This is a genomic window from Motilimonas eburnea (assembly GCF_021295345.1).
Taxonomy (GTDB): Bacteria; Pseudomonadota; Gammaproteobacteria; order Enterobacterales; family CBDFNC01; genus Motilimonas; species Motilimonas eburnea.
Genome location: NZ_JAIMJB010000004.1, coordinates 161326 through 184466 on the forward strand (window position 1 = coordinate 161326; position 23141 = coordinate 184466).

The window sequence follows — 23141 nt, forward strand, 5'->3', positions numbered from 1 at the left end:
TGCATTGTCTGCAAGGCTTTTATAGCCTGTGCCTTGAAGGGATAATACGCTTTCCCCAAGGCGCCCCAAATTATTAGCCCTTATTTTTTCTTCACTGGAAAGTAAATCTTCATCACTGAGCTCTCTTGGTTTAGGGCAAACTCAGGGCCGTAGTATTCAAAAAAGTAACCGCCAGTATGCTCATAATCTGAGGTGGGAAACCAGTCTTGCATGATGCTGAGCCAATACTCGTGGTAACGCTGTTCCATCACGCCTTTGAATTCAAATACGGCATAGGTGTTGGTTGGAATGTCGCGGGTTACTGTTTGGTCGGATAACGAAGCTGGAAAGCGAGCGCCGGCAACTAGTTCACAACCTGTTAAATAGCTTATTTGATTGGTTCGGGTAAAGTTATAAGTATTTAAATCTAAGGTGTTAACCCCAATACCCGCTTTATTGTTGCAGCTGTTGGGATCGATGCCTGATGCATTTACCCGTGGCCACAGCTCTGCAAGTTGTGGGCTACCCTCATAGCCCGACGCTTCGATACCGGTGACCGTAAAAGCAGGCAGTTCGACCATACTCGGTTTAAAATCCAATGAGCCCGAGAGCGCAGCCAATGACGCGGGTAACTGCGCCGGTAAGGTATTGGCAAAATGCTGTGAGAAAAATTGAAACACTTCTTGCTCAATCAGCAAGTTTAATCGATCGGAATGACCGCCGGGGTATTCACTGTAAAATGCCTTGATGCCCTTTTGCGCTAGCTGATCTGCTAGCTCACTTATATCGGCATTAATGGCCCAATCTTTGTTGCCTGCATCTAGCTTGATGGCCGACACCTGTGTTTTGAGCTTATCTAACTGATTGGCGGGTAACTGATCAAGCATCACTGAGATGCTGTTGGCGCGAATTTGTGAGACGGTTTGCTCAGTAAAAGGCACTTGTGCGTACAAGGGCCCATGAGCACTGGGTGCAAAGGCTAAGGCAGCGGAATAATTGATGATCTCGTTCCAAGTCCATTGATCTTTTGGCATGGCTAATCCCGCATTAATTAGCTCACGTTGCGAATCGCTGCTCATAAAGCTCAGCCAATTTTCCCCAACCAAGGCTGGACTCATGGCGTACACACCCGAGAACAGCTCGGGATAATTAATCGCAAACTTAAGGGCGCCATAACCGCCCATCGAGCCACCGGCAATACCGCGCTGTTGATTGGTGCGATAGTTAGCCTCAATATAAGGGATCACGTCTTTAATGATGTAGTCTTCCCATTTCCCGCCGGTGGCTGAGTTAGTGTACCAGCCGCCCTTGGCGTGCTCGGTGAAGCTATCTGGCACCACCACTATCATGTCGTTGATTTGTTGCTGCGCATATAAGGATTGCAATGCTTTGGTTACATTCGGTTCGGCCTCAAGCTGTGAGAACCAGCCATACGCATTGGCGCCCAGCCCGTGCAATAAATACACCACGGGGTAAGTTTTATTAGGATCTTGGTGATAGGAAGGCGGCAGTGCAATCAGCAGCTCTCGCTCGGCTTTGAGGGGCAATACATTTTGTTGCAGTGATGGGCTAGTGATGGTGACGCTGACTAAGTCCTGCTGTTTAGCGGCCTTTGCAGCCATTTCTTTTGCGATGACTTGCTCAGAGCATCCACTGAATAGGCCCGCGCTGATGGCCAGTGCCATGATTCCAATTATCGTTTTCATGTGTTCCCTTACTGTTTGCTCAACCAAGTGATTAACAATCCATGCCGTAGGCTTACCCTTACCATAACCACAAGACATAATATGTCAAACATTAATTTACCTTTATTTGATATCAGTAAAAAAGCTATCTGTGTCTCAACACCTCTTATTCGCCTGTATGATGGCTTTGTTTAATCAAAGATCCTTGACTAAGCTAATAAAAAATAAAAACTAATTGGCAGAATAGGGAAAATCATGGCGATGATTCGACACTTACTACTTGGCTTTATCGGCGTAGCACTTTTTAGCTGCTCGCAACCTGAGCCTAAGGTTTTACGCATCGGCTTAAATGCTTGGCCTGGTTATGAATATTTGGCCCTTGCCCATGAGTTAGGCTATTACAAAGACGAAGGCCTTGAGGTTAAAATGATCCCATTTCAAACCTTAGCCGATGGTCGTCGCGCGTTTGAAAAAGGCCAATTTGATGTCATGGCGGGCACCTTGATGGAGTTTTACACCACGCGTGAAGTGGATGGCCTAAACCCCGTTATTTTTATGGTGGCTGATTTTTCCAATGGCGGAGACATGCTGTTGGCGCGTAACGAAATAACCCGCGTTGCTGACTTAAAAGGTAAGCGATTAGGCCTTGAAGCCGGCTCAGTTGACGTGCTAACCGCCGCTAATGCGTTAGCATCTGCGGGGCTAAGCTTTAATGATGTGACCTTAGTGCCTTTGCCCCAACCCAGTAACATTGCGGCGTTACTTGAGGGTGAAATTGATGCAGCACAAACCTACCCGCCTTTTGCGACATCGGCACTCGCTGATCCCAACATTGTGCGTATATTCGATACCAGTCAGACCCCGGGCAATATTGTTGATGTGTTATTTACTTCAAGTGAAATAGTACAAACCCGTGGGCAAGATTTGGTTAAAGTGGTGAATGCATTTAACCGCGCACTGAACTATCAAAAGACCAATCCGGAAGATGCCTATCGCCGCATGGCTAAACGTGAAGGGTTAACCACCGAGGAATTTATCGACGCGTTAAGTGGTTTGGTTATTGTTGAACAAGCGCAACAAGCCACTTACTTGCAACAAGGTAAAATGCTGCAACTGCTACAGGCCACTCACTCAGCGCTAACGGAGATAAATGTGATTGCAGGGCCTCCATGTGATCAACATTGCTTTACCGATGTCGCCCTTAAGTCTGAGCCTTAGCCTAGATGACATTTCGTTCGCTACGTAGCCGCTTATTAAGACCTTTGATCGGTTTTGCCATTGCTGCCACCTTGTTGGGCGCATTCGGTGTCTATCAATTTGCGAAACAAACCTTAGCCAGTAATCTGGCTACGCAAGGCGAACTGATGGCCGGAACCCTTGTGGTGACCGCTGAAACAAGCTCATCATTAAGTGACTTTCAGCGTACTGTGTTAGCCTTGGCCGCGGCCCCGAGCATTGAACGTATTTGGCTGTTAGATTTAGACAATCAGCCGCTGTTTGCCACCGATATGACCCCCGAGTCAGAGCGTGAAAAGATCCTGTCTAATCTTGCTAGCCTGATATCAAAAGCCAAAAACATAGGTGTGAGTGTCAGCGGTACCGACCCCGAAAACAGTGATTTTTACCATGTTGTCACCTTAGTGCACATCGCCGCATTGGAGCAAAACAATCATCTTACCCCGATCCCATCGCTGCAGATCATCACCCTTAAAACCCAGCAAAATACCTCCCAAGCCATTCGCAGTGCCCTACTTTTAATCTTGCTATTTAGCAGCATCGGCACCGTCGCCTTTATTGCCATTTATTTTTTGATCAATCGCCTGGTACTTAAACCAAGCCAAAAAATTGTTGCTGTCATGCAAGCCCAGCAACAACATCAAGCCATCACCACTGATTTTAGACCCATTCATGAGCTTGGCTTAATTGGGGAAACCTTTGACCAACTCAGTCAAACACTCAGATCGAGAGAACAATCACTGCAACTGGCGCTGCAAGAAGCCAAGCAAGCCAATACGGCCAAGAGCGAGTTTTTAGCCAATATGAGCCACGAAATTCGTACGCCAATGAATGGTGTCATCGGCATGACCAGCTTATTGCTCGAAACCCCATTAGATCCCCAGCAAAAAAGCTATGCCAACACGGTGAAAAACAGCGCTGAATCTTTGCTTGCCATCATCAATGATATTCTTGATTACTCCAAAGTAGAGGCTGGGATGCTGGATTTAGAGCAGCTTGAATTTGATATGGGTGAGCTGCTGTATGAAACGGCTAAAACCCTCAATATCCGAGCCCAAGATAAGCATTTACAATTGATTTGCCCAGCCAGCCCCGCCCTTAATCACAAGTTTATTGGCGATCCTGGCCGGATCAGGCAGATTTTAACTAACCTGATTGGCAATGCCATTAAGTTTACCGAGCAAGGAGAAGTGGCCGTTTATTTTTCCATTATTCAAACTTCGGCTCAGCACACTGAGCTTAAGATTGAGGTGGTGGATACCGGCATTGGCCTTGCTCCCAACCAACTAGAAGGACTGTTCGATCGCTTTACTCAAGCCGACCTCTCCACCACACGCCAATATGGCGGCACCGGCTTAGGCCTTGCCATTTGTAAACAACTGGTCACCATGATGGGGGGAGAAATCGGCGTCACGAGTGAGCAAGGAAAGGGGTCAACCTTTTGGTTTACTTTATGCCTACGCCCATGTCAACCCAGCTTGCTTAACATGGGCGATATTCGCCAGCTAAACCTGCTGGTGATTGATGACTCAGCAACCCAATTGGCCCTATTCCAACAGCTGATGGATGATTGGAAAATAGCCTACACCCCCCTCCTTTACTCAGCATCAACAGAAGATTCGCAGATACTGGATCAAATAAGTCAAACCCAGCCCGCCTTTGATGTCATCATCATCAGCTTGAAGCAACTCACTGCTGATGGGATCAGCTTATATCAACGCATAGGGCAAACAGCCAAGCAAGCTAGCGCTAAAACTAAGCTCGTTGTTATCTCAAATCGGCGCTCATTGCAACAGCTCAGCCCACAACCCCCTCACACGGCCCTCCTTACGCCTGATCCCCTGCCTGACGCTCAGATCGAGCTGCCGATCAATCAATCACTGTTGTTTGACACCTTGAGCGAACTGGCCGCCTGCACGCCAACGCCATCGACAACAAGGATTGAAGACAACCAACAAGCTCACACTTATCCTCAGTTTAAAGCGAGCGTGTTGGTCGTCGAAGATAACATCACCAATCAAATGGTTGCCAAAGGCTTCTTACAGCAATTTGGTATTGACGCCAAGCTAGCGGCTCATGGTCAAGAAGCACTGGAGTTACTGGCTATGATGCCCTTTGACCTGGTACTTATGGATTGTCAGATGCCCGTGATGGACGGCTATCAGGCCACGAATTTGATTCGTTCACCTGAATCAAATGTATTGGATCATGAGGTGATTGTGGTTGCCATGACGGCCAACGCCATGGCCGGGGATCGCGAGAAATGCTTAGGGGTAGGAATGAATGACTTTATTTCCAAGCCCATTGATATCGGCAAATTAGAACAAGCCTTAGTGCGATGGCTAAAATAAATGCCCCAGTTGAATACATAAGTTGAGTGCCTCAGTTTAGTGCCTAAGCACAATACCACCACAAACAGATCAATACCGAAAAGCACTCGCTCATTGATAAACAACTACATAGCATGAACACTAACGTTACATTCTTGTAAAAATTTTGTCACCTTTTACTTTTAATTTGTTAGCCAATGTCTGATCTAAATCAGTATAACTAAGCAGTTGGAGACAGTGATGAGTAAAGAGATTTTTAACCCAAAACGATTTAACAAAAGTGATAACCCAGATTTTGACCAAGTACTGGAGTCACACCTTTCTCGCCGTAACATCATCAAAGGCGGTTTGGGTCTAGGTGCCATGGCCACCTTCGCGACATTTGGCCTAGCCGGTTGTAATTCAAGCAGCAGCTCGTCTGCAGCCACTGACACACTTACGCCGACCACCCCAGCTACACCAACCGCATCAAGCGCGAGATTAGGCTTTAATTCGATTGCGGGTTCAAAAATTGACGCGGTCAGCGTGCCAGAAGGTTACACGGCTCAAGTGCTTGCGCCTTGGGGTCAACCGATCAAATCAGGCGGCTCAGCTTGGCAAGAAGATGGCTCTAATAATGCCATCGACCAAGCTAATTCCATGGGGATGCATCACGACGGCCTGCACTTTTTTCCATTAAACGATGACGGCACTGACGGGCTACTGTGTGTTAACCATGAATACATAGATCAAAATGCACTACACCCTAACGGTAGCGATAAGGATGCCGACGGCATTCGCACTAGCGTTGACCAAGTGCGCAAAGAAATTAATGCTCACGGTGTTGCCGTGGTGCGAATTAAGCTGGTCGACAATGAGTGGCAAGTGGTTGACAACGATCCCCTAAACCGTCGCTACACCGGCGCCACCACGATGACTATCTCAGGCCCACTGGCTCATTCAGATAAGCTGATCACCCCATTTTCCCCTGATGGTAGCCAAGCGCGCGGCACACTCAATAACTGTGGTAATGGCTATACGCCATGGGGCACTTACCTCACCTGTGAAGAAAACTGGCCGGGTTATTTCATCAATACTGGCGAAACAACAGAAGATCAAGAGCGCATTGGCATCGATACCAGCGGCACAACTCGCTACGGTTGGGAAACGGTTGCGGGCAGCACGCAGGAGCGGGTTGACGAGTTTGGCCGATTTAATGTCACGCCAACGGGCACCAGTGCCCTAGATGATTATCGCAATGAAGCCAATGGCCATGGTTATATTGTTGAGATTGATCCTTACACAGCCAACTCTCGCGCGGTAAAACGCACCGCCCTTGGACGTTTTCGTCACGAAGGATGTACGGTAGGCAAGCTGACCGAAGGCAAGCCAATTACTTTCTACTCAGGTCACGACTCACGCTTTGAATACATGTACAAATTTGTTTCTGACGCGCTATGGGATCCGGCTGATGCCAATCCAACAGACCGCTTGGCAACGGGTGACAAGTACATGGATGCGGGCACCTTGTATGTCGCTAAGTTTGACGCCGATGGCGTCGGTACTTGGTTACCTCTGACCCTTGATAGTGTAACAAAAGAGGGCGGCACCCTAGGTGATAAGTTTGCCAGCCTAGCTGACATTATCCTAAACACAGCGGGCGCGGCGGATCTGGTGGGAGCAACGCCGATGGATCGCCCTGAATGGTGTGCGGTTGACCCATTCACTGGCTCGGTGTACTTAACGCTGACCAATAACACACGCCGCAATGAAACCACCGGCACCAACCCAGCTAACCCACGTCTAAACAATAAGTTTGGTCACGTTATTCGCTGGGACGAAGGCGATAATCATACCGAGTTCAGCTGGGATATCTTTGTATTTGGCTCTGACGCGGCAGGTGATGCGCTAACCAACCTATCGGGTTTGGATGAGTTTAACCAGTTTGCTAGCCCAGACGGCTTAGCGTTCGACCAACGCGGCATTATGTGGATCCAAACCGATAATGGCGCCGATGAAGTTGAAAACTACACCAACGACCAAATGCTGGCGGTAGTGCCTTCTGCACTCACGGATGAAGAGGGTAACCAACAGACCATCAACAGCGAAAACCAAGGTGAATTGCGCCGCTTCTTCGTCGGTCCAAACGGCTGTGAAGTAACTGGATTTACCATCACGCCCGATTACACCACCATGTTTGTGTCCATTCAGCACCCTGGCAACTGGCCTTATAGCAGCAATGCTGCGCAAGCGACACCAAGCGGTATGACAGTGCGCCCACGTGCAAGTGTCGTCGCCATCAGAAAAGCCGACGGCGGAGCCCTTGGCGTATAAGCTGGCACGCTTGTAAATCGACATAAGCAGGCTAACAAGCCTGCTTTCTCTTTTAACTCGTTTAAATGAACAAAGGAAACATCATGGCAGGAATCAGTATTTGGCAGCTTGTTATTATTGCCGCCATCGTTATTTTGCTGTTTGGCACCAAGCGCCTGCGCACCTTAGGTGGCGACCTTGGTACCACAATAAATGGCTTTAAACGCGCCATGGCAGAAGAGCCAAGCCAAGATAGCACAGTGACTCAGACGCAACAGATCAGAAAAGACAACGAACAAAACAAACTAAGCTAAGTGGTTTGGTTAGGGCCTGTGGGAGCTGCAGTCATGCCGCGATAATTTCGCCAATCTCAACATGACAGTTGCTCCACAATAAGACGGGAGTGCTTTTTCAAAGAATGATATGAGTTAGATTGATTAGGGCCTGTTGACCTTTTGAGCTTGTTTTTGCAGCGATTTGTTGGGTATTTATTCAAGGCAGAGACTTTGCAGCATAGTCATCTATGCGAAAAGGCGCTAACGCAGTAGAAATGACCAACAAACGCTGTCCTCTGGATTCGGCTAAAAGCGTTTTGTTCGTCGTTGAGCAGTATTTACTTAGAATGCTAAGCTACACACTGCTCGCCTTGCTCAAAACGCTTTTATCTCGAACAAAAATTAACCGCGAAAGGTCAACAGGCCCTAAGTTTTCATACCCTATTGCTTATCCAAAACACAGGTTATCTTAACAAGTCAATTGTTGCTTCAGCCGATGGACTTGTTTGGTCGTTAATTGTCGCCACTCACCCAAGGCTAAATCAGCTAAGCCTATCCCCACAAGGGCCACGCGCTGCAGATCTATCACCTTATGTCCCAAGGCTTGCGCCATTTTTCGGATTTGGCGATTTAACCCTTGAGTGAGCACGATTTCAAACTGGTCCGGTGCTAAACGCCTTATCTGACAGGCTCGCGTCACCCCTTTGCGCAGCGGCACACCCGCCGCCATCGATGCTAAAAATGCCTCATCAAAGGGGCGCGCAACGCGCACATGGTAAGTTTTAGGGTGATAAAAGTCGGGATGAATTAAACGCTGGCATAAGTCACCATCATCGGTCAGTAAAATCAAACCATGGGAGTCTTTATCTAATCGACCAACGGGAAAAATCCGCCCCGCTTGCACAGGTATTAAGTGCATTAAACTGGCGCTGTGATGAGCGCGATAATTACAATCCACACCAACGGGCTTATTAAAAAGCCAATATTGAAACTCACGGCGCCATTGCAAGGTTTGCCCCACTAATTTCACCACATCATTGGCCGCTACCTGATCAATATGGCGCGCCAAACGCCCATTAATGGTGACCTCGCCCGCTTCAATATGCCTTGACGCTTGACGGCGTGAGCAAGCTCCAGCTTGGGCGATAAAACGCGCCAAGCGCATGGGAGGAGAGAAATTAGGTAGCACGTTATCTGGTATCAATCGATTATTGCGCAAAGCACCCCTTGGCTAAAAATGCACTAATGGCATTGAGCACGCGCCGGTTAGTCATTAAAAAGGTGTGGGTAACAGGCAAGGTTAAGTGATCTGTCATGCCATTCAGTTTAGTACTAGCCACGCTGACCTTGCCATCATTGGGTCTGGGCATCAGGGTAGACAAAATCAAGTTGATGCTACGCGTTCCGGCTATCACGCCCAGTTCATAATCCACCGCCCCCAGCCGCTTAGGCATGCTCATTTCATCTGTGCCTAATTGCAATCCCGCTTGGCCATTGATCCATTTAAACAAGCTTAAATGGCCTAGCTTATCAACAATTTCACTGCCTTGATTGGGCGGGGCTAACATCACCACTCGCCCCAAATTGGCTAAAGCGTGGTTCGCCAAATAAGCACGCACTAAAATGCCACCTAAAGAATGGGTGACAAAATGCACTTGATGATCACTGGGGCATTGCGCCAGCGCGTTAGGGATCACTTGCTCGGCCAAGGCTTCAATCTTGTGATGCCGTGAAGGATAGCCTAGATTGACCACATGATAGCCTTGCGCCCGTAAATGCTTGGCTAACTTATTTAGCGAGCGCGGCGTTCTGGCTAAGCCATGTAGCAAAATCACGCTCTGTTTAGACCCGATAGCTCTCTCGTTCATTGCTGTTCGATCCATTCATAAAGATGCTCAACATTAGCAGGGTATTCACGTTTTAATTTCTCGACCCAATCATCTATGTTGTCCCACCATGCGGGTAAGTCGGGCGATTGGGCTTTTTGCGCTAGCTCTCGCAGGCGCTTTAAGCCGACCGAGCCCGCTGCCCCTTTGATTTTGTGGGCTTCACTGACTATCCCAGCTTGGTCCCGAGCGATCAGGTTTGACTCCAGAACAGACAAGTATTCGGGCATGAGTTTTTCAAATAGCTCAACACTGCTGATCAAGGTTTCTTTATTCACCGCGCTCAAGAAATCCGTCAACATATCAATATCCAATAAGGCTTCGGTGCTAAATGCCGGCTTAGGCTCACGCGGGACCACGGCGGGTAAAGGCTCCATCGCAAATAACTCACTAACCATGTTGACCACGGCTTCCACACTTAAGGGCTTACTGATCGCATCATCCATGCCGCGCTCTATGTACTCACTTGGATCGCTGATTACATTAGCCGTTAATGCCACCACCGGACACAAGTCCTCTTGATAGGTATCGCGAAGTTTAGCCACGACTTCAAAGCCACTAAAATCAGGCAGCTGAATGTCTAATAAGATGAGCTGATAACGGTGCTCAGCAACCCTGTCTAACGCTGCTTGCCCTGTCATCGCCACCGCAACCGAATGGCCTAGCTTTTCAAGCAGCGCTTTGGCTACCGTGACATTTAGCTCGACATCTTCCACCAGCAAGATATCTAATTTAGGCAGCGCTTTAACCCGCTCGCTTAAGGCATTGATTTGTTTTGGCACGTCAACAATCAATTCAACGGTAAAAGTCGACCCTTTACCTAGCTGGCTGTCGACCTTGATTTCACCACCCATGGCATTGATCAGCTTTGACGAGACCGCCAAGCCAATCCCAGAGCCCGTCGCCTGTTTAGTGCCTTTCACTTGGTAGTACATTGAAAAGATTTTTTTCAATTGATCTTCGGGGATCCCCATCCCCGTATCTTGCACCGCCATCACTAACTTAGTTTTATCTTCGTCAAGGGGATGAGCGCTGACACGAATGTCCACCCGGCCTTGATCGGTAAACTTCACCGCATTTGTGATCAAGTTCCACATCACTTGGCGCAGCCGTGTCCCATCCGCCTCAATAAAATCAGGCAGCGGCGTTAAGTTTTGACTGCTTAAATACAGGTTTTTTTGCTGCGCTTGGATATGGGCCAAACTTTCTAGATCAGAGACAAAATCATGGAAGTTTAATGGCTGAGGGGCAATTTCGAGCCGCTTTCTGTCTAATTTATCTAAGTCTATAATATCGTTAAAAATATTACCTAAAGTGGTGGCACTTACGTGAATCGTTTTTAGGTACTTTTGTTGCTGTTTATTCAGTTCGCTGTCGAGCAGCATCCGGCTTAAGCCCACAATGCCATTGAGCGGCGTGCGCAGCTCATGGCTGATGGTGGAAATAAACGTGGTTTTATCGCGACTCGCCTTTTCCAGTTTCTCTTCGTACTTTTTACGCTCGGTGATGTCGCGGCCAAATCCCAGTAAGCCCAATCGCTTCCCTTTTTGATCAAAAAACGGCACCTTGCTTAATTCAAAATACGCTTTGCGACCCGATGGAAATTCAAGCCATTGTTCGTAGGTTAAAGGTTCATTGGAGTCAAACACCGCGGCATCGGTTTCAATCACTTTTTCAGCGATATCAGAGCGATAAACATCTCGAGGGGTTAACCCTATAAGCTCGGACTCTTTTCTCCCCGTGAGTGATTCCATCGCCTTATTGCAGCCTGAAAAACAGCCTTTTTCGTTACGGTAATAAACCAAGTCGGGGGAGCTATCAATGAATGAACGCAAAAGAGCCGTTTTATCTTCTAGGGTTTGCTGGGCTTCTTCGCGTTGCTTTATCTCGTTTTCTAATTCGGTCATGGCCGCACTGCGAGCACGCTCGGCCTTTTGCCGCTGCTCAAACTCTTGGTGCATTTGCTCTATGGTGGCGGTGAGCTCTTGGGTTCGCTCTAAATCACGCTCTCGCATGTCCTGCAGTTTTTTTACCATCAGACTTGATTTTTTGCGTGCCAGCTCCAATTGATCCACTACGGCAGAAAAAAAGTATATTGCCCAGGGCGCAATTAGCAAGCCAAAAAAAACGGAACGCACTAAATCAATTTGTTTCACCTCGCCAGACAAAAACAAGGTCACCGCGATTTGTACAAATAATGCCAACAGGATCAGGCAGGTCGCCATTAAAAAGCTGAACTTAAAAATCCCCAAGCGGGTAAGATAAGAAACATAGAACTGCGACCAAAGTTTCATTTTTTTCATGTAATTGCCCTCTTTTATCGCCTCCATAATAAACGACATTGTTACAAAAACCTTGGTTTTTTATGGTTTTTAATCTCTGCTAAGGGGGGTATAATGCGTCCCTTTAATTTAATTTGAGCTAAACGTTCTTGCTCAAATGTGACAATACTTTGCCATCGGCAAACCGCCTTAGCAGTGCATATTAGTAGTAATCAGGAGTATCGCCTTAATGTCATCATCTATGCCCGACATCGCAAATAGTGCCTTCGCCCAAAAAGAGGGGCTATTGGACTGGGTTGGCATGAGCCAAATCGAACTGCCTTTGATGGTATCGAGTGACAATCAAGCGCCACGCCAAGTCAGTGCTAAGGCCGAAGCCTTTGTTAACTTGGCGGATGCCAAAGCCAAAGGCATTCACATGTCACGCTTATATCTGTTGCTCGATCAACTGTCGGTTGAAGGCGAAGTCACCTTGGCCAGCCTCAAGCAATTGCTTAACGACTTTTTGGTGAGTCATGATGATTTAAGTAATCAAGCCCACTTAAAGCTCGATTTTGATTACCACCTTCGCCGTAAATCCTTGATCAGTGGCAAGCAAGGCTGGAAAGCCTACCCTGTGGTGATCACGGCACGCCAAGAAGGCACTCACTTTAGCCTTGAGCTTGAACTGAACGTGCCTTACTCATCTACTTGCCCCTGCTCTGCCGCATTGGCTAGGCAATTAATTCAGCAAGCTTTTAATGAGAATTTTAATGGCGAGAGTATAAGCAAAGACGAAGTTCATGCATGGCTTGGCACCACCCAAGGCATCGTCGCCACGCCACACAGTCAGCGCAGTAATGCGCAAGTTAAGATTCAATTAACCGAACAAAGCCAATACTTGCCAATCATTGAGTTGATAGATCTGGTTGAGCAAGCATTGCAGACCCCCGTACAAGCCGCAGTAAAACGTGAAGATGAACAAGAGTTTGCGCGCCTAAATGGGCAGAATTTAATGTTCTGCGAAGACGCCGCACGTCGCTTGCAGCACGCCCTGACACCACGCGATGATTTTGCTGATTTTTGGGTGCGCGTAAACCATTATGAAAGCTTACATGCCCATGATGCGGTGGCGGTCACCACTAAAGGTGTACCGGGTGGTTTTAAGCCTTAAACGTTAACCTAAGGCCGAATGTCAGCTAAGTCCAAGGTGCTCATCATGTTGGACTTTTTATTGTTTGGGCAAAAGGGCCTGATAATGCAAAGCTTGGTTACGCCCGTTGGCTTTAGCTTGATAGAGAGCTAAATCCGCTTGTTCAATTAATTGCTCGCATTCAAGTTGCGGCGCTGGGGTTAGCGTAGCCACACCTAAACTCACGGTGATATGCTTGGCGACGTTTGAATGTTGATGTGGAATGTTTCTTTGGGCCACCGCATCACAAATCACTTGCGCAATATAGAGCGCGCCTTGGGCATCGGTATCCGGTAATAAAATAGCAAATTCTTCACCGCCGTAGCGTGCCACCCAATCTGTGGTGCGCTTGGATGTTTTCGCTAAGGTATCGGCGACCAGACGTAAGGCGTCGTCTCCTTGCTGATGACCATAATTATCATTGTAGGGTTTAAAGTAATCTATATCTAACAAAATCATTGACATAGACTGCTCTTGATTGATACTGCTACGCCAGTAGTAACGTAACCTCTCATCAAAGCTGCGTCGATTCGCTATCTGAGTCAAGCCATCAATAAAGCTTAACTCTTCTAGCTTACCAATGGCTGTCGCCAGTTGTTGCTCGGTCTCTTTTCTGTCTGTGATGTCATGGGTCAACATCAGAATAGCGGGGACACTCGTTGACGAAAAACGAAACGGGCTTTTGACGACCTCTAGCCACTTTTGCTGGCCATTGGCTAAAAACACTAACTCTTCATATTTCACATGCTCATTTTGGGCAAAAATGTCTTGATGCTGGCGTTTATTCCAATCCACCTTGTCCGCAGGCAACATATCGGCTACCGGCTGGTCTAAGATTTGCTCAATGGTTTTTTGCACCACAGATGCCGCAAAAGCGGGGTTTGCGCTCAAACATATCCCCCCTTGATCGACAACGGCAACCGGATCAGGGTGATTCACAAACAGGTTTTGCAAACTTTGCTTAAGGTATTGCTGCTTCTCTTGCTCACACTCGGCGCGGCTAATGACCTGGGATTGGTCAAGCACAACCAATAAGGCATAAACCTGATCTTGTTCATTACGCATGGGATACACAACCACATCGTCGCCCTGCTGCATTTGTCCTAGCCAAGCTTGAGATTCAAGGGGCCGTTGACGTGCCAGTTCGACTTTAGATAAGACGTCTTTATCGCGCTTACCAATCACATCTTCGGCCTTTAACCCCACCAAATTAGCCCAGGGTGCATTACAACTTAACATCACCCCTTGTTTATCTTTGATACATGCAGGGCTCGTGATCGCGGCCAATACATCCCTTAGCAATGCTTGCTGCTGTGGCAATGGCCTAAAGTCAGGTTGAGCTGTGAGTCGACAGAGTTGGCATAACCACACTTGACGACTACCACGGGATATCACTTTGCCGTTGAGGGTAAAAAAGTGCCATTGCTGCGTTTGGCTTTGTAAACCCAGCTGCTGATTAACTATCATACCTTCCGTCAAGCTCGCATTGACGAGGTTGACCAAAGGTTGCAGCCAACTCGGCGTGGGGGTTTTGAATTGGCTATCAGGGCCACACAAACCGAGTTCATGCGCTATCTGATTAGCATTAATCAAATATTTACCATCTAGGCTAAGGATCAAAGTGGCAAAGGGAATATCATTAATGTAGTAGCTATCTTTACGCCTCAAACGTTTCACGCCGCGCCAAATAAACAACACAAAAGCAATGGCGACGATGGCGGGTAACAATAACCACCACCATAAACCAGATAGAGACAACCAAGTTAGGTTTATCTTTTGTAACTCCGACGAGCTGATCAGGTTGGCTCCCCAACTGATCCAGTCAATCAGTTCCCCCTGTAAAGGGGCAACGTGAGCCATAATATCCAGCTCAATCAAGGTATAAGAGTGTAAAAACAAGGTCAGGAAGTCATCACTTTGCCCGCCACCTGTGTCTAAGCTAAGGGAGGTAATGGCATCCACCTCCCCCGTTAGCAAAGCAAAGGCCAGTGACCAAATTGACTGGTAGGGGCGAGCCTTAAAAGTGATACGTTGAGCGATATTGTCAGGCAAAAAGCCTTTATCCTGAAGGTAGCCTAACTGCACCGAATGGCGTTTATCCTGTAACGCGAGGCTGACTTTATTTTGCTGCTCTGGTAGATAAAAAAGTTTAACTTTTAGCCCGACTAAAGGAATGGCCACGTGGGCAGGTGCGCTTAATTCGCTAGAAAGCCGAACATAAATATTTCTATTATCAGTTTCCACCACTTGGGACAAAGGCAGCATATTAACCTGGATCCCCGTGTGCTCCTGCCATCGCTGCCAATAATCGGTTAACACCCCCATTACTAGGTCATCTTGGTTAAATCCCAAGTATTCATGCTTGTCAGCCACAATAATATTAACGAGTTGCGGTTTTTCGGTATCGAGCAGTAAGGTATTCGCGCTGACGTTAAATATGCAAATCAACGCCAGCGGCAGCCCACACCCTAGTAGACAGCGCTTAAGTTGATAGAGGAAACAACCAAGGCGACGCAATAATTTTATGACTATAAGCATGACCACTGGTTACACCAAATTAGCTAGGATTCACAATCAAGATACAAAGCAAACATGGCACAAAGCCATATTATATTGCCTTGTTATATTATGTATGAGTCTGATTAATTAACCAATATTTCGCAATTTGGGATCAGAAAGTTCCACCATAGCTCACAAATACCGTCTAAGAATTAAAGACATATGGATTAGTCGTTTGCGCACCCTGACCGCCACTGGCCGCTAAACCTTGGGCTACACTGATAAGCCCTTGCCAGCGGTCTTCACACCAAGCTGGCGCAATCAAGGTGGGCTTGCGCGCGGTAGCCGATACTCGATGAAACACGACCTCAGCGGGCGTACGCTGGATCATCATCACCGCGGCATCGACGTATTGCTCCAGCGTCAGCGCGGTTATTTTCCCCGCTTGGTAAGCCTTGGCTAAGGTTGAGCCCTGCACTATATGTAAGGGATGCAGCTTAATGCCATCCACGCCTAACGCCACCACGGCATCTAGGGTATTTTGGTAGTCTTGCCACGTTTCTCCGGGTAACCCCACGATTAAATGGGTACACACCTTAATGCCAAGCGCTCTGGCTTTTAGGCAAACCGTTTCATACTCGGCCCAGCCATGGCCGCGGTTGATACGCTTTAAGGTTTTGTCATTACTGGTTTGCAAGCCGAGCTCAAGCCAAATTTCAAAACCCTGCTGCTGATAGCCAGATAAAAGTTCAAGTACGGCATCAGACACGCAATCGGGACGCGTACCCACACACAACCCTACTATGTTGCGATAGGTTAATGCTTCTTGATAAAGGCGGTCTAACGTCATCACCTCGCCATAGGTGCTGGTATAAGCTTGAAAATAAGCCAAATATTTATCGCTCTTGCCTGCGAGCTCTTGGGCTTTAACATTGAGCTGCTCAGCAATCGGGGCGGCGGCGATTTGCTCATCAGCAAACGACGCCACGTTACAAAAGGTACAGCCCCCTTTGCCTAAGGTGCCATCTCGATTGGGGCAGGTAAAATTGGCATGTATGGTTAGCTTTCTGACCGCTTCACCGTAACGAGATTTTAGATCTTGACCTAAGGTATTTACCCAGTGATGTAATTGCATACCGCCCCCCAAAATTGAAGCCGACATGCTAAAACAAGGCCATGCTAACTAACCCTAAGCCAAATCAAACTTAGGCAACCTTGGGCAAAAAAACTTTTTTAACACTTGGTTAAACTTTTTGTGCAAAAAACAACCTAAACTTAGGCTGTAATCACCACACTAATTTCAGGATACGGAGCTAACCACTGATGTAAAACTGATAATTAGCTGAAAGTGATAAATAAAAGCAAATGTTACCAAAGTTGGTAAAATGTAAACAGAATTTGACTCCAGTCAATTTTCTGGTTAGTTTCTCGCCAACTTTAAGTGTATGTATCATTGCCAGGTACCCTAGCAACAAACCATTATTACTAAGCAGGCAATGATGTAATGGAGCAAACTTATGTCTCTTTATCATCCCTCATTTGAACGCGATAACTGTGGCTTTGGCCTGATCGCCCATACCCAAGGTGAAGCCAGTCATAAACTGGTGCGCGTGGCCATATCCGCACTTGATCGCATGAAACATCGCGGTGGTATATCTGCCGATGGCAAAACCGGTGATGGCTGTGGCCTGTTAATGCAAAAGCCAGATAGCTTTTTTCGCGCCATTGCCAAGGAAAACGATTGGCATCTAGGCCGCAATTACGCGGTCGGCACCTTGTTTTTAAGCCAAGATGAAGCCCAAGCCACTCAAGCCAAGCAAATCATTAGTGAAGAATTGGCCCGCGAAACCTTAACCTTAGTCGGTTGGCGTGAGGTGCCCGTTGATCTTGATGTATTAGGCGAGATAGCCCGCGCCAGCGTGCCCAACATCCAACAAATCTTTATTAATGCCCCCACAGGTTGGCGCGCATCGGATTTACAGCGCCGCCTTTATTTAGTGCGCCGACGCATTGAAAAGCGCATCGATAACGATGACGTTTGCTATATCGCCAGTCTTTCAAATCAGGTGGTGATCTATAAGGGCTTGGTCATGCCAGAGGATCTCCCTACTTTTTACCTAGATCTAGCTGATATTCGCATGGAAAGCAGCATTTGCTTATTCCACCAGCGTTTTTCGACCAATACTTCGCCGCGTTGGCCGCTAGCACAACCGTTTCGTTTACTGGCCCACAACGGCGAAATCAATACCATAGAAGGTAACCGCCAATGGGCTAAGGCGCGCTCTTATAAATTTAGCTCGCCCTTGTTGCCTGATATGCAAGAAGCCGCGCCGTTTGTGAACACTTCAGGCTCGGATTCATCGTCTCTCGATAATATGGTGGAATTGTTCCTTGCTGGTGGTATGGATTTGTTTCGCGCGTTTCGTTTGGTGGTGCCACCTGCATGGCAAAAGCACCCGTCGATGGATGACGATCTTAAAGCCTTTTACGACTTTAACTCCATGCACATGGAGCCTTGGGATGGCCCTGCGGGCATCGTGATGACAGATGGTCGTTTTGCCGGTTGTGGACTTGATCGCAATGGTTTACGTCCTGCTCGGTATGTGATCACCAAGGACAACTTTATTACCTTGGCTTCTGAGGTCGGGATTTGGGATTATCAACCCGATGAAGTGTTAGAAAAAGGCCGCGTTGGCCCGGGTGAGCTGTTTGTCATCGACACCAAGACCGGCAAGCTTTGGACCTCTTTTGCCATCGACCAAGATCTTAAATGCCGCCATCCTTATCGCCAGTGGCTAAAGGAAAACAGTCAGCGCTTAGTTCCGTTTAAGCAAATCGCCGATAATCAAATTGGCGCCCGCGAAATGGACGAACTAACCCTAAAAAGCTATCACAAAAGTTTTGCCTATTCGGCGGAAGAAATTGAGCAAGTGATCCGCGTGCTAGGTGAAATCGGCCAAGAAGCGACCGGCTCGATGGGCGATGACACGCCAATGGCGGTATTATCCCAGCGCCCGCGCAGCCTTTATGATTACTTCAGACAAAAATTTGCTCAGGTCACCAACCCCCCCATTGATCCCTTGCGAGAAAACCACGTGATGAGCTTGGCGACTTGTATTGGCCAAGAGCAAAACGTGTTTAATGAAACCACGGGCCACGCTAACCGCGTGATGTTTGACTCACCTGTCTTGCTTTACAGCGATATTCAGCAGTTGCTCGCGCTCGATCAACAGCATTATCAGCATGGCGAAATTGACATCACCTTTAGCCCAACCGAAGGTTTAAGCGCTGCTATTGATAGGGTCACTAAACAAGCCGTATCACTAGCGCAAAGTGGCACTGTGCTGCTAGTGTTATCGGATTATCATATCTCACCAGAGCAGTTGCCGATCCCGGCCGCCATGGCCCTAGGCGCGGTGCAGCAAGCGTTAGTGAATAATAACTTACGCTGTGACACTAACATCATACTAAAAACCGCCAGCTGCCGTGATCCGCACCAATTTGCCGTGTTGCTCGGCTTTGGCGCCACCGCCATTTACCCGTATTTAGCTTACGAAACCTTGGCCAAGTTAGTCGACAGTGGCACCTTAAATTTGAGTCTGCGCGACGCCCTTGAGAATTATCGCAACGGCATCAACAAGGGCTTATACAAGATCATGTCGAAAATGGGCATCTCGACCGTGGCCAGCTATCGCTGCTCACACCTGTTTGAAGCCATAGGTATCGACCAAGAAGTGATAGAGCGCTGCTTCAAGGGCGTGAGCTCGCGGATTGCCGGCGCTGGATTTATCGATTTTGAGCAAGATGCGTTGAGGCTCAACAAACTCGCCTATATTCATCGCAAGCCGCTGGAGCAAGGCGGCCTACTCAAATACGTTCACGACGGTGAATACCATGCCTACAACCCTGATGTGGTCAGTAGCCTACAAGTAGCGGTGAAATCAGGTAATTATGCGGATTACCAAGTTTTTGCCAAGCATGTCAATGAGCGCCCAGTGTCGAGTCTGCGCGATTTGTTAACCCTAACTGACCAGCATGAACCTATTCCACTTGAGCAAGTGGAAGCCCCAGAGTCCTTGTATCAACGCTTTGACTCGGCGGCCATGTCCATCGGCGCTTTGGGGCCAGAAGCCCATGAAGCCTTGGCCATTGCCATGAACACCTTAGGCGGTCGCTCAAACTCAGGCGAAGGCGGTGAAGATCCGGCGCGCTTTAGTGATTTGCGCCTGTCTAAAATCAAACAAATTGCTTCGGGTCGTTTTGGCGTGACCCCGCACTACCTGATGAATGCCGAGGTGATCCAAATAAAGGTCGCCCAAGGCGCCAAACCCGGTGAAGGCGGTCAACTGCCCGGTCATAAGGTCACCACGCAAATAGCTAAGTTACGTTATTCAAATCCGGGCGTGGCCTTGATTTCTCCTCCGCCTCACCACGATATTTACTCGATTGAAGATTTAGCTCAGCTGATCTTTGATATTAAAGAAGTGAACCCCACTTGCTTAGTGTCGGTGAAACTCGTTTCCGAGCCGGGTGTGGGCACCATTGCGACGGGTGTGGCTAAGGCGTATGCCGACTTGATCACCATCTCAGGTTACGATGGCGGCACTGGCGCCAGCCCGCTCACTTCGGTGAAATACGCGGGCAGCCCTTGGGAGCTCGGCTTGGCCGAAACCCATCAAGCCCTAGTGGAAAATAACCTGCGCCATAAGGTCAGGTTACAAGTCGATGGCGGCCTAAAAACTGGCCTAGACGTGATTAAAGCCGCGATTTTAGGCGCGGAAAGCTTTGGCTTTGGAACCGGCCCGATGGTGGCGTTAGGTTGTAAATACCTGCGCATTTGTCATCTGAATAACTGCGCGACGGGCGTGGCGACTCAAGATGAAAAACTGCGCCGCGATCACTACCACGGCCTACCCGAGATGGCGATGAATTACTTTAAATTTATCACCCAAGAAGCGCGTGAAATCATGGCTTCACTGGGTGTTAAGCAATTAACCGATCTCATTGGCCGCACCGATTTACTCAGCGTCAAAGCGGGAGAAAGCCAAAAACAAGCCAAGCTCGACCTATCGGCCATTTTATATGCGCCGCAAAGTAAAGCGGGTCATGCTCTGCATTGCACCCAAGACAATCCGCCGTTTGATAAAGGCGATCTGAACCGTAAGCTGGCCAAACAGCTTGAGCAGGCCATAGCGAATAAATCAGGCGGGATCTATCGCCATCGCATCCGCAATACCGACCGCTCGGTAGGCGCTTTGGTTTCCGGCATGATAGCCAAACAACATGGCAACCAAGGCATGGCGGGCGACCCGATTAAAGTCATGTTCAACGGCACCGCAGGCCAAAGCTTTGGCGTGTGGAACGCCGGCGGCCTTGAGCTTTATCTCACGGGTGACGCCAACGACTATGTGGGTAAAGGCATGGCAGGCGGTAAGCTGGTAATTAATCCGCATTTGGGCGTGGCCTTTGCGTCCCATCAAGCTTCTATAATCGGCAACACTTGCTTGTATGGCGCCACTGGCGGTCAGCTATTTGCCGCAGGCTGCGCTGGTGAGCGCTTTGCGGTGCGAAACTCTGGTGCCCATGCCATCGTTGAGGGCATAGGTGATAACGGCTGTGAGTACATGACCGGAGGCATTGTTACTGTCTTGGGCGAAGTGGGCGTTAACTTTGGCGCAGGTATGACAGGTGGCTTCGCCTATGTGCTCGATGAAACAGGTGACTTTAACGAGAAGCTTAATGCTGAGCTGGTGGAAGCCATCGAGTTAGACGATTTGGTGATACACCAAGAGCATCTGCGCGGTTTAATTAACTTACACCTTGAGGAAACAGGCAGCGCCAGAGCCGAGTATATCTTGGCTCATTTCAATGAGTTTTTGCCTTTATTTAGACTAGTTAAACCTAAATCAGCTGAGCTTTCTTCACTGCTAGGCCATCGCAGCCGTTCAACCGCAGAGCTTAGGGTTGATGCCCAGTAAGGAATTGTTATGAGTCAAAATGTATTTCAATTTATCGATGTCCAACGCATTGATCCGCCAAAGAAACCGATTCAGGTGCGTAAGGAAGAGTTTGTCGAAATTTACAAACCTTTCAATGATAACCAAGCGCAAATGCAATCGGATCGCTGCTTAGAATGCGGGAATCCTTATTGCCAGTGGAAATGCCCAGTTCATAACTACATTCCCAACTGGTTAAAACTGGCCACCGAGGGCAAGATTTTAGAAGCCGTTGAGCTGTGCCATCAAACCAACAGCTTGCCAGAAGTGTGTGGCCGCGTTTGCCCGCAAGACAGACTGTGTGAAGGCGCGTGTACCTTGAATGACGACTTTGGCGCGGTGACCATAGGCAATGTGGAAAAATACATTACCGAAAAAGCCTTTGAGATGGGCTGGCGCCCGGATATGTCACAGGTGGTCGCCACCGATAAAAAAGTCGCTATCGTTGGTGCAGGTCCTGCGGGACTAGCATGCGCCGATATTCTTGCTCGCGGCGGCGTGAAAGCCGTGGTATTTGATCGCTACCCTGAAATTGGTGGCTTACTGACCTTTGGTATTCCCCCGTTTAAGCTAGAAAAATCCGTGATGATCCGCCGCCGTGAAGTGTTTAGCGCCATGGGTATCGAGTTTAAGCTCAATACCGAAGTGGGCAAAGACGTGGCGTTTGAGGACTTACTCAGCCAATACGATGCTGTGTTTGTCGCCACCGGCACCTACACCAACATGAGGGCTGGCCTTGCCAATGAAAGTGCACCGGGCGTTTACGATGCCCTGCCCTTTTTAATTTCCAATGTTAATCGCCTGATGGGGTTTGAAAACTCCCCCGCTGATTTTATCGATATGAAAGATAAAAAAGTGGTGGTACTCGGCGGGGGTGATACCGCCATGGACTGCGTTCGCACCTCCATTCGCCAACAAGCCGCTAGCGTTTCTTGTGCATATCGGCGCGATGAAGCCAATATGCCGGGCTCAAAACGTGAGGTGCAAAATGCCCGCGAGGAAGGCGTTGAGTTTATTTTTAACGTGCAACCCACCGCCATTGAACTCAATGAGCATGGCGCCGTATGCGGAGTTAAAATCATTAAAACCCAACTGGGTGAGCCCGATGAAAATGGCCGCCGTCGCCCCGAGCCGATTGCCGGATCAGATGAAGTGCTGCCAGCAGATGCCATTATCATGGCGTTTGGCTTTCAGCCCAGCCCAGCACCTTGGTTAGCCCAGCATGGCGTTGAACTGGATCAATGGCAGCGCATTAAAGCACCCGCTCAAGGCGCGTTTGCATTTCAAACCAGCAATGAAAAAATCTTTGCCGGTGGAGATGCTGTGCGCGGCTCTGATTTAGTGGTGACCGCCATCGACGAAGGCCGTAAAGCCGCCGATGGTATTATGACTTACCTTGGCGTTTAGTATAACGGTTAAGGCAAGCGCAACGGCTTGATTTAGTCGTCAGGTTTAGTGGTCAGATTTAATCATGTCGACCACTGACTAAGGCCGTAAAGCCGTTGATCCA

General features: G+C 48.3%; 13 protein-coding genes. 7 read left to right on the top strand and 6 right to left on the bottom strand.

Annotated features, from left to right (window positions below; genetic code table 11):
- Positions 1 to 80: 80 nt before the first annotated feature.
- Positions 81 to 1685 carry an alpha/beta hydrolase-fold protein gene (locus tag K6Y21_RS05615; protein ID WP_233070798.1) on the bottom strand — a complete coding sequence of 535 codons (1605 nt, stop codon included), beginning with the start codon at positions 1683 to 1685 and terminating at the stop codon, positions 81 to 83.
- Positions 1686 to 1919: 234 nt separating this feature from the next.
- On the opposite strand from K6Y21_RS05615, the gene K6Y21_RS05620 reads away from it, so the two are divergent.
- The 4 genes from K6Y21_RS05620 to tatA all read left to right on the top strand — a co-directional run bounded on the left by K6Y21_RS05620 (position 1920) and on the right by tatA (position 7836).
- Positions 1920 to 2882: an ABC transporter substrate-binding protein gene (locus tag K6Y21_RS05620; RefSeq protein WP_233070799.1), complete on the top strand. Its 963-nt coding sequence runs from the start codon at positions 1920 to 1922 to the stop codon at positions 2880 to 2882.
- Positions 2883 to 2887: 5 nt separating this feature from the next.
- The gene (locus K6Y21_RS05625; RefSeq protein WP_233070800.1) at positions 2888 to 5251 is read left to right on the top strand and encodes a hybrid sensor histidine kinase/response regulator; all 2364 of its coding nucleotides are present in this window, start codon (positions 2888 to 2890) and stop codon (positions 5249 to 5251) included.
- Positions 5252 to 5470: 219 nt separating this feature from the next.
- Entirely contained in the window at positions 5471 to 7543 is a 2073-nt protein-coding gene (locus K6Y21_RS05630; protein ID WP_233070801.1) for a PhoX family protein, read from the top strand.
- A gap of 83 nt (positions 7544 to 7626) precedes the next feature.
- Positions 7627 to 7836, top strand: a complete 210-nt coding sequence (gene tatA / locus K6Y21_RS05635; protein ID WP_233070802.1) for a twin-arginine translocase TatA/TatE family subunit — start codon at positions 7627 to 7629, stop codon at positions 7834 to 7836.
- A gap of 430 nt (positions 7837 to 8266) precedes the next feature.
- On the opposite strand, the gene K6Y21_RS05645 is transcribed toward tatA, so the two are convergent.
- The 3 genes from K6Y21_RS05645 to arcB are packed head-to-tail and all read right to left on the bottom strand — an operon-like array spanning position 8267 to position 11986.
- Positions 8267 to 8962: a pseudouridine synthase gene (locus tag K6Y21_RS05645; RefSeq protein ID WP_233070870.1), complete on the bottom strand. Its 696-nt coding sequence runs from the start codon at positions 8960 to 8962 to the stop codon at positions 8267 to 8269.
- A 43-nt stretch (positions 8963 to 9005) separates the two neighbouring features.
- Positions 9006 to 9665 carry an esterase/lipase family protein gene (locus K6Y21_RS05650; RefSeq protein ID WP_233070803.1) on the bottom strand — a complete coding sequence of 220 codons (660 nt, stop codon included), beginning with the start codon at positions 9663 to 9665 and terminating at the stop codon, positions 9006 to 9008.
- Positions 9662 to 11986: an aerobic respiration two-component sensor histidine kinase ArcB gene (gene arcB, locus K6Y21_RS05655; protein WP_233070804.1), complete on the bottom strand. Its 2325-nt coding sequence runs from the start codon at positions 11984 to 11986 to the stop codon at positions 9662 to 9664. Before arcB ends, K6Y21_RS05650 begins: the two co-directional genes overlap by 4 nt.
- A gap of 208 nt (positions 11987 to 12194) precedes the next feature.
- Here arcB and folE2 point away from each other — a divergent pair, with 208 nt between their 5' ends.
- Positions 12195 to 13118, top strand: coding sequence for a GTP cyclohydrolase FolE2 (folE2, locus tag K6Y21_RS05660; RefSeq protein WP_233070805.1), 924 nt, complete (start codon positions 12195 to 12197; stop codon positions 13116 to 13118).
- Positions 13119 to 13175: 57 nt separating this feature from the next.
- Here folE2 and K6Y21_RS05665 read toward each other — a convergent pair whose 3' ends face one another.
- Positions 13176 to 15674, bottom strand: coding sequence for a sensor domain-containing diguanylate cyclase (locus tag K6Y21_RS05665; RefSeq protein WP_233070806.1), 2499 nt, complete (start codon positions 15672 to 15674; stop codon positions 13176 to 13178).
- A 166-nt stretch (positions 15675 to 15840) separates the two neighbouring features.
- The gene (mnmL, locus tag K6Y21_RS05670) at positions 15841 to 16770 is read right to left on the bottom strand and encodes a tRNA modification radical SAM protein MnmL/YtqA (protein WP_233070871.1); all 930 of its coding nucleotides are present in this window, start codon (positions 16768 to 16770) and stop codon (positions 15841 to 15843) included.
- Between the two features lie 382 nt (positions 16771 to 17152).
- Here mnmL and gltB point away from each other — a divergent pair, with 382 nt between their 5' ends.
- Together gltB and K6Y21_RS05680 are read left to right on the top strand one after the other, a co-directional pair.
- Complete coding sequence (gltB, locus tag K6Y21_RS05675; protein WP_233070807.1) at positions 17153 to 21613, top strand: glutamate synthase large subunit; 4461 nt, start codon at positions 17153 to 17155, stop codon at positions 21611 to 21613.
- Positions 21614 to 21622: 9 nt separating this feature from the next.
- Positions 21623 to 23038, top strand: a complete 1416-nt coding sequence (locus tag K6Y21_RS05680; protein ID WP_233070808.1) for an FAD-dependent oxidoreductase — start codon at positions 21623 to 21625, stop codon at positions 23036 to 23038.
- The last annotated feature ends 103 nt before the right edge of the window (positions 23039 to 23141 follow it).

Bases quoted from the DNA above. Each gene is read 5' to 3' on its own strand.
- K6Y21_RS05620 (WP_233070799.1), top strand. From the start codon at position 1,920: ATGGCGATGATTCGACACTTACTACTTGGCTTTATCGGCGTAGCACTT.
- folE2 (WP_233070805.1), top strand. From the start codon at position 12,195: ATGTCATCATCTATGCCCGACATCGCAAATAGTGCCTTCGCCCAAAAA.
- arcB (WP_233070804.1), bottom strand. From the start codon at position 11,986: ATGAAAAAAATGAAACTTTGGTCGCAGTTCTATGTTTCTTATCTTACC.
- K6Y21_RS05645 (WP_233070870.1), bottom strand. From the start codon at position 8,962: ATGCGCTTGGCGCGTTTTATCGCCCAAGCTGGAGCTTGCTCACGCCGT.
- mnmL (WP_233070871.1), bottom strand. From the start codon at position 16,770: ATGCAATTACATCACTGGGTAAATACCTTAGGTCAAGATCTAAAATCT.
- K6Y21_RS05630 (WP_233070801.1), top strand. From the start codon at position 5,471: ATGAGTAAAGAGATTTTTAACCCAAAACGATTTAACAAAAGTGATAAC.
- K6Y21_RS05615 (WP_233070798.1), bottom strand. From the start codon at position 1,685: ATGAAAACGATAATTGGAATCATGGCACTGGCCATCAGCGCGGGCCTA.
- K6Y21_RS05650 (WP_233070803.1), bottom strand. From the start codon at position 9,665: ATGAACGAGAGAGCTATCGGGTCTAAACAGAGCGTGATTTTGCTACAT.
- tatA (WP_233070802.1), top strand. From the start codon at position 7,627: ATGGCAGGAATCAGTATTTGGCAGCTTGTTATTATTGCCGCCATCGTT.
- K6Y21_RS05665 (WP_233070806.1), bottom strand. From the start codon at position 15,674: ATGCTTATAGTCATAAAATTATTGCGTCGCCTTGGTTGTTTCCTCTAT.
- K6Y21_RS05625 (WP_233070800.1), top strand. From the start codon at position 2,888: ATGACATTTCGTTCGCTACGTAGCCGCTTATTAAGACCTTTGATCGGT.
- gltB (WP_233070807.1), top strand. From the start codon at position 17,153: ATGTCTCTTTATCATCCCTCATTTGAACGCGATAACTGTGGCTTTGGC.
- K6Y21_RS05680 (WP_233070808.1), top strand. From the start codon at position 21,623: ATGAGTCAAAATGTATTTCAATTTATCGATGTCCAACGCATTGATCCG.